Source organism: Pseudomonas sp. ML2-2023-3, assembly GCF_037055275.1.
In the GTDB taxonomy this organism is placed as follows: Bacteria; Pseudomonadota; Gammaproteobacteria; order Pseudomonadales; family Pseudomonadaceae; genus Aquipseudomonas.
The window spans coordinates 1360232-1373348 of sequence record NZ_CP146343.1; the positions used below are offsets into that span (position 1 = coordinate 1360232).

The window sequence follows — 13117 nt, forward strand, 5'->3', positions numbered from 1 at the left end:
TTTTGGGGCGCTTGGTCCGTGCGCAGTTAAATGTTGGTTATAAGCTTTTGATTGCCCTGACAAATTTCCCGTTTGAAAACTCGCCTATCGCTGTAATGCCCGATCTAGAGCCTTTGCATTGATTTTTGGCATGGTGTGTATGTGCCATTAATGGCTATGTTAGAGTGCCTTCAAATTAATAACCGGTCATTCGGGCGACGTCATCCCAGAGGGAGTATGGGCTGACGCAGTTTATCGAGTGAGCTACGTTGGGGCTGTATGCGCTATTTGTTGATGATGTTGTTGGGCTGGCTACCGATGCTGGCTGGCGCAGTCACGTTTGACGAAACCACACAAAGCCTGCCCTTGGGCCGCGTGATGCAAGTCTTCGAAGACGTGGGCGGCGAAGCGACTCTGGCAGATGTGACCGCCCGCGACGAGCTGTTCAAGCCACACACCAAAGACACGCTGAACGAGGGCTACTCGCACTCGGCCTTCTGGGTCAAAGTGGATTTGCACTATCAGCCACTAGACCCGCAGGTGCATCGCACCTGGCTGCTGGAATTGGCCTATCCGCCGCTTGATTCCATCGAACTGTACCTGGCTGATGCCGCAGGCAACTACCGACTCGCCGAACGTACGGGCGATGCGCTGCCCTTTGACAATCGTCAGATCAAAGAAAACAACTACCTGTTTGAACTCAACTTCACCCCGGGGCAAAGCCAGACCCTGTACTTGCGCCTCTCCAGCCAGGGCTCTGTCCAGGCGCCGTTAACGCTGTGGTCAGCCCAGGCGTACCTCGAAGAACAACCTGTACGGATTTATATCCTGGGCCTGATTTATGGCGTATTGCTGGGGATGCTGGTTTACAACCTGTTCATTTACCTCAGCGTGCGCGACACCAGTTACCTCTACTACATCTTCTACATCGGCTCCTTTGGCTTGTATCAGCTGTCAGTCAATGGCGCAGCGGTGCAGTACTTCTGGCCGAACAACCCGTGGTGGGCAAACGCGTCCACACCGTTCCTGATTGGGGCTTCGGCGTTTTTCGGTTGCCAGTTTGCCCGCTCCTTTTTGCACACCGCCTCCCACAGTCGCTGGCTTGATCGGGCGCTGATGCTCCTGATGGCAGTGGGTGCCCTGGTGATGGTGCTGGCGTTGACCACCAGCTATGCCGTGTCGTTGCGCCTGGCCACTGGCCTGGCGCTGGCGTTTATCGTCACCATTTTTACCGCCGGCGTGGTGGCCTGGATACGAGGGCTGCGGGTCGCGCGCTACTTTGTGATCGCCTGGTCGGCCTTTTTGCTCGGTGGGCTGGTCAATACGCTGATGGTGCTGGGCTATCTGCCAAACGTATTCCTGACCATGTACGCGAGCCAGATCGGCTCGGCGATTGAGGTGGGGCTGTTGTCGCTGGCGCTTGCCGACCGGATCAATGCCATGCGTGACCTGCAGGCGCGCACGCTGCAAGAGTCCGGGCAAAAGCTGGCCGCCATGAACCAGCAGCTGGCGCGTACCAACCAATTGAAAGATGAATTTCTGGCAACCGTTACCCATGAGTTGCGCACCCCCATGAACGGCGTGATTGGCTCGCTGGAGCTGATCAAAACCCTGGACATGAGCCCTGAGCTTGCGCAGTACACCCAGACGGCAGAAGGTTCTGCACGCGAAATGATGCACATGGTCAATGGCATCCTGGTGCTGACAGAACTGCAAGCGGGTCGACTGGTCGCCCGTCCTCGCCCGTTCAGCCTGAATGAACTGCTGCATGGGCTGAGTGATCAGTTCGGGCCAGCGGCGCGTAGAAAAGGCCTGGAGTTTTCGTACGAAGTGGCACGCAACCTACCCGATCACTGGGTAAGCGATGCCGAGAAAATTCGACAGTGCCTTGAGTGCCTGCTGGATAACGCCATCAAGTTCACCCGTGAAGGTGGCGTGGTCCTGCGAGTTACCGGCAAAGCCGCAGACGCCGGGCGTTGGGCGCTGGCGTTCAATGTCATCGACAGCGGCATCGGTTTCGTACATCAGGAGGAAGCCGAGCTGTACCAGCACTTCTTCCAGGTCGATGGTTCCATGACGCGCGAATATGGTGGTTTAGGCATCGGCCTGGCGATTTGTCGACGTCTGGTGGAGCTGCTTGGAGGGCGACTGACACACCATTCGCAGCCCGGGCAGGGCTCACAGTTCCAACTGTTGCTGGAGCTTGAGTCACCGGTTCAAGTCCCGCAGCCGCACCCCGTATCGGTCCACGCCCAGACCCTGGTTCGCACCCCCGGGGAGTGTGTTGTCCTGCTGGTTGAGGAACCCTCCAACCCTGCGATGGTGCGAGGCATGTTGCTCAAGCTGGGTTATCGCGTGCTGAGTGCCGACACCGGGCAGGCGGCGATAGAGGCACTGCGTCGCGAGCGGGTCGATGCAGTGTTGCTGGCGTGCCCGCTGGCGCTGGTGTCGGGGACATCGATAGGCAGCCAGTTGCTGACACTGGCTGCGTGCGCGCAACTACCCGTGCTGGCGTTGTTCGAGTCCGAGCTCGAGGCCCATCAGGCCCGTGATCAGGTCGACGGAATCACCGATTACCTGATCAAGCCGCTACGGTTTGAGGCGCTGCAACACGCCTTGGCACAGCGGCTTTTGATTCGGGAAGGCAGCAAGAACGCAGAGTTTTAGGCGTTTATGCCACTTGTTTAGGTGCAGATGCGTGCTTCACTGGCTCTATTGGCAAGAGCCAGAGGAGCCCGCGCAATGAACCTGCATCAATACGCTGAAACCCACCAAGTGACCAATCAGCCGCCGTCTCTGGACGGCGTGAACCTGTACCGGATCGATCGGGTGCTGCAACAGTGGAGTCAGCACTTTGGTGCGGGCTGGGCACAGGCGCGGATCGATGAGTACGGTGCACTGGCGGGTGGCCCGTTGATGGTCGCGGGCTTTTTGGCCAATGAAAACAAACCGCAGTTTGTCAGCCATGACCGTTATGGGCATCGGATCGATCTGGTGGAGTTTCACCCGGCGTACCACGAACTGATGCGCACGGCGATTGAGCACGGCTTGCCGTCTTTGCCCTGGACGCAGCCGCAACCCGGTGCCCATGTGGCCCGCGCCACCATGACCTACCTGCACAGCCAGGCCGAAGCAGGCAGCGGCTGCCCCTTGACCATGACCTTCGCCAGCGTGCCGGCCTTGCGCCTGCAACCCGAGCTGGCTGCTGTCTGGCTGCCCAAAGTGCTGGCCACTGACTATGACCCGCGCAATGTCGATATCAGCCAAAAGGCCGGCGTGACCCTGGGCATGGCCATGACTGAAAAACAGGGCGGTACCGATGTGCGCGCCAACACCACTCGGGCGTATCCGGTGGGAGCCAAGGGAGCGGGGCAGGCCTACGAACTGTTGGGCCACAAATGGTTTTGTTCGGCACCGATGTGTGACGGCTTCCTGACCCTGGCGCAGACCGACAAGGGCCTGAGCTGCTTTTTGCTGCCGCGCCATCGCCCGGACGGCAGCCGCAATGAGTTCTATATCCAGCGCCTGAAAAACAAACTGGGCAACAGCTCCAACGCCTCCAGTGAAGTCGAGTTTCGTGGTGCGCTGGCCTGGATGATCGGCGAAGAAGGGCGCGGCGTGCCGACGATTATTGAAATGGTCGCCATGACCCGCTTCGATTGCATGGTCGGCTCCAGCGCCTTGATGCGTCAGGCGCTGACCCAGGCCAGCCATCATTGTGCTCACCGTCTGGTGGGAGGGCGGGTGTTGGCAGAGCAGCCGTTGATGCAGAACGTACTGGCAGACCTGGCGCTTGAAAGTGAAGCCGCGCTGGCCTTGAGCTTGCGCATGGGGCGTGCGCTGGATCACCTGGACGACCCGCAAGAAGCCCGGTTTTCCCGGCTGGTGACGGCGGTGGGCAAGTACTGGATCTGCAAGCGGGCTCCAGCCATGATCAACGAAGCGGCCGAATGCATGGGTGGTGCAGGGTATGTAGAAGACAGCATCCTGCCGCGCTTGTATCGCGAAGCGCCGGTGAATTCAACGTGGGAAGGTTCGGGGAATGTGCAATGCCTGGACGTGCTGCGAGCCCTGTCCAAAGAGCCCGGAGTCCTGGATGCGCTGTTTGCCGAACTGGGTGACGGGCACGGTGATACGCGTCTGGCGCAGCACATTGCACAGCTTAAAACCGACTTTAAAGACACCGATGACATTCAATACCGCGCGCGGCAACTGACAGAAGACATCGCCCTGGGCCTGCAGGCAAAGTTATTGCTGGAAGCGGGAAACAGCGATGTCAGCGACGCCTTTATCGCCAGTCGCCTGCAAAACAGCGGCCGGGTTTACGGCACGTTGCCAAGGGGTTTGAATGTGGCCGCGATCGTTGCTCGCTCAACCCCTGGGATCCCCTGAACATGTGAGCTCCCACAGGAAATCACCCACATAAAATCAGTGGCATGCCTACATTTGTAGCTGTCTTTGCCCCTCGATACAGGCAAGATAAAGGCCTGCCCGTTCAGAAGACAGGATGCTTATCGTGACCGAAGCTTTTATTGTCGTTTCCACCGCTGAAGAGGCCGTTGATCGCCTCGCTGCCCTCCACGAGCGCGCAACCACTGCGTTGAGCCAGGCACTCAAGCGTTACCTGAAAGACCGAGTCGAGCCCAGTGCCGAAGAGCGCGCCCTGTTCCGCTACCCGGAACTGCGACTGACCAATACCATTCACGGTGAAATCCCCACCCTGACCCGTGCTTACGCCAAAGTGCAATTGCCGGGCACATACAGCATCACCGTCACCCATCCCGCCTCTTTCCGTAACTACCTGCTGGAGCAGTTGGTGCCGTTGATGCGCGATTTCACCGTTGAGGTGGAAGTCGGTGTCAGCCAGCAAAATATTCCGTATCCCTATGTGGTCGAACAAGGGGATGAGCTTGCCGGTTCCGGAGTGACCGCAGCCGCGTTGGCGCGCGTATTCCCCAGCACCGACCTGTCCGCCGCCACCGACGGCATCGCAGATGGCCTGTACGATTGGGAAAACACCGATCCGCTGCCCTTGGCGCTGTTCGACGCTGCCCGGGTCGACTTCTCGCTGCGTCGCCTGGTGCACTACACCGGCAGCGACTGGCGCCATGTGCAGCCGTGGATTCTGCTGACCAACTACCATCGCTATGTCGATCAGTTCATCTTGCACGGCCTTGAGCAACTGCGGGACAACCCGCGCTTTGTGCGCATGGTGTTGCCGGGCAACGTGATCATCGAAAAATCGATGGACTACGGCGAAGCCCAGGCCATTGCGGCAGGGGTGGTGTGGCATCGTTACCAGATGCCGGCGTATCACCTGCAGGCCAGCGATGGTCACGGCGTGACCTTGGTGAACATTGGCGTCGGCCCGTCCAACGCGAAAAACATCACCGATCACCTTGCCGTGCTGCGTCCCCATTGCTGGTTGATGATTGGTCACTGCGGCGGCCTGCGTCAGTCGCAAACCATCGGCGACTACGTGTTGGCCCACGCCTACATGCGTCGCGACGGGATTCTGGATCGGGTCGTACCGCCCAATATTCCGATTCCGGCTCTGGCAGAAGTGCAACTGGCGTTGCAGGAAGCGGCGGCACAGGTCACCGGCGAGCGCGGCGAAGAACTGAAAAAACGCCTGCGCACCGGCACCGTACTGACCTATGACGACCGTAACTGGGAACTGCGCTGGGCTCAGGAGCGCCCGCTGATCAACCTGTCCCGCGCCGTGGCCGTTGACATGGAAAGCGGCACCATTGCGGCCCAGGGCTATCGCTTGCGCGTTCCGTACGGCACGCTGCTGTGCGTGTCGGACAAACCCTTGCACAGCGAAATCAAACTGCCGGGCTCGGCCAACGCTTTCTATGAGCGGGCCGTGAGCCAGCACTTGAAAATCGGTATTGCCGCCGTGGACTTGATGCGCAGCCAGCTCAACTCCCTGCACTCGCGCAAACTGCGCAGCTTCGACGAACCGCCGTTCCGTTGATCGGTGATGGTCATTTAGCGATCGGGGGACTAGCATTGCCAGCCCTGATCGCTAGATGTCCTTTTTTGTCATGTCTCGTCCCGCCCCGCGCCGCCCGGCCTCGAAAAGTCCAAACCCTCAAGCTGCCAATCGCCGTGTGGCCAAGGCGCCGCCGTCTGATCCCAAGCTCTATCTGTTCAATAAACCCTTCGATGTGCTGACTCAGTTCAGCGACGAAGGCGGGCGGGCGACGCTCAAGGATTTTATCCCCATACCGGGCATTTACCCGGCCGGTCGGCTGGACAGGGACAGTGAAGGTTTGCTGCTGCTGACCAATGATGGCCAGCTACAGGCGCGGATTGCCGACCCCAAGCACAAATTGCCCAAGACCTACTGGGTACAAGTGGAAGGCGAGCCCACGCCAGAGCAATTGCAGCAGTTGCGTGAGGGTGTGGAGCTCAACGATGGCAAGACCCTGCCAGCCGAAGCACGGGCACTGGAAGAGCCGCAGCTATGGCCGCGCAACCCGCCGGTGCGCTTTCGAAAAAGCATTCCCACGTCGTGGCTAGAGCTGGTGATTCGCGAAGGGCGCAATCGTCAGGTACGGCGGATGACGGCCGCGGTGGGCCTGCCGACCCTGCGTCTGGTGCGGGTGCGAATTGGCGACTGGACGATTGAAGGGCTGGAGCAGGGGCAATACAAGGAAGTGCCAGCGCGGCTATAGCGCGCCGGACTCAATCAGCCCGATCACCACGCTTTTGATGATGAACGCCGCAACACCCAGGCCCAGTACGAAAAACAGAATCATTGAGCCGAAGCGCCCGGCTTTGGACTTCTTCGCCAGATCCCAGACGATAAAGGCCATGAAAATGATCAGCACACTGACCAGAATCGTCATCATCCATTCTTCAAGTACGGCAGGATCCATCGGTGTTCTCCGGCGTCATCGTGGGAAAAAGCCGTAGGAGTATACGCCAGGGAAGAGTGGCTGGTTGTTGAGCTGGGTCGTGAAGATGAGCTGCGTAGTCGCTGCCGAAGGCTGCGAAGGGTTGCACCGCAACCCGTTTTCTTGAATTCACCACAGCCTCTTCGCAGCCTTCGGCAGCGACTACAGGCCTGCTTACGTGCGCAAGTGAGTCAACGGCAACTCGGTGCTGTTAAGCACCTGATTGAGCACAAAGCTCGAGCGCACGCTGGTCACGCCTTCGATACGGGTCAGCTCCCCCAGCAGCAGTTTCTGGTAATGATCCATGTCGGCTACCACCACTTTGAGCTGGTAGTCCGCGTCCATGCCGGTCACCAGGCTGCACTCCAACACCTGGGGCAGGTTGCGAATACAGGCTTCGAAATTCTCAAAACGCTCTGGCGTGTGTCGGTCCATGCCGATCAGCACGTAGGCCGTAAGGCTTAAACCCAGCAGCTTACGGTCGAGCAGCGCCACCTGCCGGCTGATGTAGCCATCATCCTCCAGCTGTTTAACCCGGCGTGAGCAAGGTGATGGCGACAGGCCGATGCGCTCGGCCAGTTCCTGGTTAGAGATGCGTGCGTCACGCTGCAATTCCGCCAAAATGCTCAGGTCATACCGGTCGAGTTTGCTCACGAAGTTACCCTTTGTCATAACTATTGCGTGAAAGTATCCACCTTAAGTCAAAAATTGCGCAAGTAATGTTTTATCGAGCAATATTCGCAATCGCCTGCTGTGCCCTCAAGCCTATTCTTATCAACAGAATCACTGCCCGGACATAGAGTCCACAGCGGCCCGCCGAATCAGGCCAGCCGCGGCCGCCAACCCCACAGGGGTGTTCCGGCCCCCGGGCTACGCACTGTCCAGAAGACGGCGCGAGGTGAGCCAACATCACAAGTGTTGAGCCAGGACTGAAAATTCAAGGGGCGACCGACGGGTCGCCCTTTTTTCGTTTGCCAAAAATAAGTTTTACCCGACTGTTTCCCACAGAACTGGTTCTATAAATCCTAGTCTTATTTGTAAGACCTAACCCGCAGTGAGGAACAGCATGAAACCGCGCATCTGGCATCTGGCTACAGTTGGCGTGCTCTGTGTGAGTGTCAGCGGACAGTTATTGGCCGATGAACGAGGTGAAGGCGGTCCTCAAGAAGCTCGCCCCGCCCATTCCAATGGTGGTCAGCAACACGGGCAGGGCGGTAATAATCAGCCGCGCCAGGAGTTCAACCAAGGGCGCCCCCAAGGCCATCAAGACAACCAGCCACGCCCTGAAAACAGGCTGCAACAAGAAAATTCGCAGTCCCATGGCGGTCAATGGCAAGGGCGCCCGCAGGGTCATTCAGACACCTCGGCCCGCCCTGAAAACAGGCCGTCACAAGAGAATGCGCAGTCTCATGGCGGTCAATGGCAAGGGCGTCCACAGGGCGCAGCCCCTGTTCAAGCGCGCCCGGTCCAGCCCGGTAATAACCTGTCGATTCAGTCTCGTCCAGATACAGTGCAGCAGACCCAGGCCCCGAACCGGGGTGGCAATCAGAGTTGGCACGGCGGCGGTTACTACCCGGGCGCCAATAATCGTCACCCCAACGACCAGCGCTGGGTCGGGCGCCCGCCCGGGAACGGAAATGGCTGGGGTCCGGGGCCTCAATACAGGCCCGGTTACGTGATTGACCGTTTTCCCGGTCAGTACCGGCAAGTGCCCTATCGCGGTCAGGATTACTTCTTTTCCGGCGGCTACTGGTATCGCCCACAAGGCCCGCGGTACATCGTGGTTCAACCGCCCTATGGGATTCGCGTAGGGTATTTGCCTGAGTTTGCGCGGGAAGTATGGTTTGGCAGCACGTTGATGTTCCTGGCGGCGGGTGCGTATTACGCGTATCAACCCGCAACCCAGGACTACATCGTGGTTCAACCCCCGACTGCCCAGCAACCAGTGAGCAACGGCTATGACGTGGTGGCTTACCCGATGAATGGCCAGAGCCCGGCGCAAATCGATCAGGATCGCTATGACTGCTACCGCTGGGCTGTGGATCAAAGCGGTTTTGACCCAGCCAGACTCACCTACGCACCTGACCCGGCCTTGGTGCAAGCCTATCGTCAGGCACAAGGCAATTGCCTGAGCAGCCGCGGGTATCAGGTGACGTATTGACCTGAACACCTGTAGTAGCTGCCGCAGGCTGCGAAGGGTTGCGTAGCAACCCGTTGTCTCAAAGACTCCGCGATCCCCTTCGCAGCCTGCGGCAGCTACTACAAGGTTTTGCCCCTAACCACTTCCTTCGGGTCGGCGTGCACCAGCACCTCGGCCTGGGGGTAAACCTGCTTGATGGCGTCGGCGGCGTGGTCGCAGATGGTATGGGCTGCGGACAGGGTCAGCTCGCCCGGCAGCTCAAGGTGAAACTGCACAAACCAGACAGTGCCCGAGATGCGTGTGCGCAGGTCGTGAGCGCCCAGTACGCCCGGCACGGCACAGGCCAATGACAGCATGTTTTCGCTGATGTCACTCGGTAACTCCTGATCCATCAACACGGCAAAACTCTCACGCCCGATCTGGATCGCACTCCAGAGGATATACACCGCAATCCCCAGACCAAACCAGGCATCCAGTTGAGGAAAGCCAACACTGGCCAGCACCAGCGCCAGCAAAATACTGCCATTGAGCATCAGGTCCGATCGATAGTGCAGCGAGTCGGCACGCACGGCATTGGAGCCCGTGGCCTTGATCACCCGGTGTTGCAGCATCAACAGTGCCACGGTCATCACCAGCGAAAATACGATCACGCCAATTCCGATCCACGGTGCGCCCACCGGCTCGGGGTTTTTCAGCCGTTCGACGGCCTGAAAGGCGATCAATACTGCACTCACCCCGATAAACAGTGCTTGTCCCATGCCGGCCAGCGACTCGGCCTTGCCGTGACCGTAGCGGTGATCTTCATCGGCGGGGCGCAAGGCGTAATGCACGGCCAGCAAATTGAGAAACGAGGTCACGCCATCGAGCAGCGAGTCGGTCAACCCGGCGAGCATGCTGATCGAGCCACTGAGCCACCAGGCGATGGCCTTGGTCACGATCAACAGACTCGCCACCGCCACCGACGCACGGGTGGCGAGGCGTAACAGGCGGGCGTGTTCCGTGCTGCTGGTCATGGCGCTTCCTTGTTCATGGGCGACGGGCTTCAGGCGGCGGGCTGCAAACCGTACATGGCCAACTGCTGTGCGCTGCCCTTGTGCTGGATCAGGCGCGGGTCGTTCAGCGGGAAACTGCGGCCCAACTCGCTTTCGAGAATGGCCTGAAGCTTGGCGTTATCGACCTTGCCGTCTTCGCCAATGGCTTCGCGCAGTTTTTCCGGGGCGATTTGTGCGGTTTTGCCTGGCGGGAAGTAAATCGCGCCGGTGGCGAAATCGACACCGAATGCGATCAGGCCCGGAATCACATAAAACAGCAGGCCTACGGCATCGAGCACAGCAATCATGGGATCGATCTTGCCGTCGATCTGTCCACGACGATCGGGAAAGAAAATACTGCCGCAGGCAGTCAATTGGCTGAGCAGGGCCGCAACCACGACACCGCCGATCACACGGGAAGACATACGCATACAAAAACCTCGAAGACGCTTAAAGGACTGAATCATTAAGACCGCGCTTAATGCTCAACTGTTCGCCGTTATACTCGCCGCTCTGTTCTGGAGCCACCATGATTTCTTTGCCGATTGATGAAGTTTTACCTGCGCTGCGCCTGGCTTTGTCCGAGCGCCATGAAGCCGTGCTTGAAGCGCCCCCCGGCGCTGGTAAAACCACCCGTGTTCCGCTGGCCCTGCTCGATGAACCGTGGCTCGCCGGTCAGAAAATTCTGATGCTCGAACCCCGGCGTCTTGCTGCCCGTGCAGCCGCCGAGCGTTTGGCCAGTGAACTGGGTGAAAAAGTCGGCGAAACCGTGGGCTATCGGATTCGTCTCGACAGCAAAGTCGGTCCCGATACCCGTATTGAAGTGGTCACCGAAGGCATCCTCACCCGCCGCCTGCAGCACGACCCGGCGCTGGAAGGGGTAGGCCTGGTGATTTTCGACGAGTTCCATGAGCGTAGTCTGGATGCCGACCTGGCGTTGGCCTTGAGCCTCAATGGCCGTGAGCTGTTTCGCGACGAGCAACCGCTGAAAATCCTGCTGATGTCCGCCACCCTTGAGGGCGAGCGCCTGGCCAGCATCCTGGGCGATGCACCGATCCTGCGCAGTGAAGGACGCATGTACCCCGTAACGATGCGCTGGGGGCGGCCCTTTGTGCCCGGCGAGTTTATCGAGCCGCGAGTGGTGCAGACCGTCCTCGATGCCATCAACGATGAAAGCGGTAGCCTGCTGGTGTTCTTGCCCGGGCAGGCAGAGATTCGCCGGGTCAATCAGCAATTGGCTGACGCGCTGGGCTCACGCAGCGATATTTTGCTGTGCCCGCTGCACGGTGAGCTGGATCTGGCGGCTCAGCGGGCGGCCATCGAACCGGCGCCCAAGGGCCTGCGCAAAGTGGTGCTGGCCACCAACATTGCCGAGACCAGCCTGACCATTGACGGCGTGCGCGTGGTCATCGATGCCGGGCTGGCGCGGGTGCCGCGTTTTGACCCGGGCAGCGGCATGACCCGTCTCGATACCCAGCGTATCTCCCGTGCCAGTGCCACCCAGCGCGCTGGTCGTGCCGGGCGACTGGAACCCGGTGTGTGTTACCGCCTGTGGTCAGAAGACCAGCACGGGCAACTGGCCGCCTACGGCAGTGCTGAAATCCTTCAGGCAGACCTTGCCGGGCTGGCGTTGCAGTTGGCGCGCTGGGGCGTGACGCCGGAGCAATTGATCTGGCTCGATGTGCCTCCCGCGGCAAGTTATGCACAGGCTCAGCAATTGCTGGAACGCCTGGGCGCCTTGCGCGACCGAAAACTCACGCCGCATGGCGAAACAATGGCCGAACTGCCTGCGCACCCGCGTATCGCCCATCTGTTACTTCGCGGGCAAGACTTGGGCCTGGCTGACATGGCCTGCGACGTGGCGGCGCTATTGGGTGAGCGCGATATCTTGCGCGGCGCCGGGGCGGATGTGCACAGCCGCCTGGCCTTGCTCTCGGGTGAAAGCCGCGCCGCACGGGGCGGTCAAGGAGGCGTGCAGCGCGCCAAACAACTGGCCCGTCAGTATCGGGGCTATTTGCGGGCCAAGGCCACTCAGCCGGTGACCGACCCCGATCACCCGCGCTGGCTGGGCGCCTTGCTGGCGCTGGCCTACCCCGACCGCATTGCCCAGCAACGCAAGCCCGGTGGTGCGGAGTATCGGCTGGCCAATGGCCGGGCAGCGCTGTTCAGCGAAGTCGACGGCCTGATGAAGCAGCCCTGGCTGGTCATCGCAGACCTGGGCAGCCGTCAGGGCCAGCGCGAAGAGCGTATCTACCTGGCCGCCGAGTTTGATCCCGCGCTGCTGGATGGCGTGCTGAGTGAGCAGGTCAGCGTTGTCGATCAGCTTGACTGGGATGAGCGAGAAGGCGTGTTGCGTGCTGAACGCCAACGCAAAGTGGGCGAACTGGTACTCAGTCGCGAACCGTTGACCGGTCTGGACGAGGCGGCGCGCACGCAAGCGCTGATCAATCTGGTGCGGCGCAAAGGCCTGGAGTTGTTGCCGTGGACGCCCGAACTGCGTCAATGGCAGGCGCGAGTGGCCCTGTTGCGTCAGCTTGAAATGCAGGCTCAAGGCCACAGCGAATGGCCGGACGTCAGCGATACTGCGCTATTGGCCGGGCTTGAGGAGTGGCTGGCGCCCTACCTGGGAAGGGTTTCGCGGCTGAGTCATTTTGCCGGCCTGGACCTGTCGAGCATTGTGCATAACTTGCTCAAATGGCCGCTGCCCCAGCGCCTCGACGAACTGGCGCCCCATCACATCAAGGTGCCGTCGGGTTCATCGGTGCGGTTGGACTACAGCGAGCACCCACCGATTTTGGCGGTACGCCTGCAAGAACTGTTCGGCCTGGCGGATACCCCGCGCATTGCGGGCGGGCGTCAGGTGGTCAAATTGCACCTGTTGTCGCCTGCACGGCGACCGGTACAAGTGACCCAGGATCTGGCCAACTTCTGGCGCAGCACCTATGCCGAGGTGAAGAAAGACCTCAAGGGGCGTTATCCCAAGCTATTCCATAAGTTGGACCCTTGGGTCGATTCGCTTAACAAGAAATGATTGACGCATTCAGGCTTCTGCTTCCACATAA

10 protein-coding genes are annotated in these 13117 nt (G+C 59.9%); 6 read left to right on the plus strand and 4 right to left on the minus strand.

The window, feature by feature from the left end:
- The first annotated feature begins 258 nt into the window (after positions 1-258).
- The 4 genes from V6P94_RS06310 to V6P94_RS06325 all read left to right on the plus strand — a co-directional run bounded on the left by V6P94_RS06310 (position 259) and on the right by V6P94_RS06325 (position 6662).
- A complete protein-coding gene (locus tag V6P94_RS06310; protein ID WP_133077001.1) occupies positions 259-2646 on the plus strand; it encodes a hybrid sensor histidine kinase/response regulator in 2388 nt (795 codons plus the stop codon).
- 75 nt (positions 2647-2721) lie between these two features.
- Positions 2722-4371, plus strand: a complete 1650-nt coding sequence (locus V6P94_RS06315; RefSeq protein ID WP_219262641.1) for an acyl-CoA dehydrogenase family protein — start codon at positions 2722-2724, stop codon at positions 4369-4371.
- A 115-nt stretch (positions 4372-4486) separates the two neighbouring features.
- Positions 4487-5959: an AMP nucleosidase gene (amn, locus tag V6P94_RS06320; protein ID WP_219262642.1), complete on the plus strand. Its 1473-nt coding sequence runs from the start codon at positions 4487-4489 to the stop codon at positions 5957-5959.
- A 136-nt stretch (positions 5960-6095) separates the two neighbouring features.
- Positions 6096-6662: a pseudouridine synthase gene (locus V6P94_RS06325; protein ID WP_162207952.1), complete on the plus strand. Its 567-nt coding sequence runs from the start codon at positions 6096-6098 to the stop codon at positions 6660-6662.
- Here V6P94_RS06325 and V6P94_RS06330 read toward each other — a convergent pair.
- Positions 6657-6866 carry a DUF2788 domain-containing protein gene (locus V6P94_RS06330; protein ID WP_016779292.1) on the minus strand — a complete coding sequence of 70 codons (210 nt, stop codon included), beginning with the start codon at positions 6864-6866 and terminating at the stop codon, positions 6657-6659. The two genes, V6P94_RS06325 and V6P94_RS06330, sit on opposite strands and share 6 nt — an antisense overlap.
- 192 nt (positions 6867-7058) lie before the next feature.
- Positions 7059-7556, minus strand: coding sequence for an Lrp/AsnC family transcriptional regulator (locus V6P94_RS06335; protein WP_173667388.1), 498 nt, complete (start codon positions 7554-7556; stop codon positions 7059-7061).
- Between the two features lie 394 nt (positions 7557-7950).
- Between V6P94_RS06335 and V6P94_RS06340 the strand changes: the two genes are divergently transcribed.
- A complete protein-coding gene (locus tag V6P94_RS06340) occupies positions 7951-9045 on the plus strand; it encodes a DUF6515 family protein (protein WP_133076998.1) in 1095 nt (364 codons plus the stop codon).
- Between the two features lie 98 nt (positions 9046-9143).
- Here V6P94_RS06340 and V6P94_RS06345 read toward each other — a convergent pair whose 3' ends face one another.
- Positions 9144-10037, minus strand: a complete 894-nt coding sequence (locus V6P94_RS06345; protein WP_133076997.1) for a cation diffusion facilitator family transporter — start codon at positions 10035-10037, stop codon at positions 9144-9146.
- 29 nt (positions 10038-10066) lie between these two features.
- Entirely contained in the window at positions 10067-10486 is a 420-nt protein-coding gene (locus tag V6P94_RS06350; RefSeq protein ID WP_133076996.1) for a polyribonucleotide nucleotidyltransferase, read from the minus strand.
- Between the two features lie 98 nt (positions 10487-10584).
- Here V6P94_RS06350 and hrpB point away from each other — a divergent pair, with 98 nt between their 5' ends.
- Positions 10585-13086 (plus strand): ATP-dependent helicase HrpB, encoded by a 2502-nt coding sequence (gene hrpB / locus V6P94_RS06355; protein ID WP_326425191.1) that lies wholly within the window; start codon positions 10585-10587, stop codon positions 13084-13086.
- Positions 13087-13117: the final 31 nt, after the last annotated feature.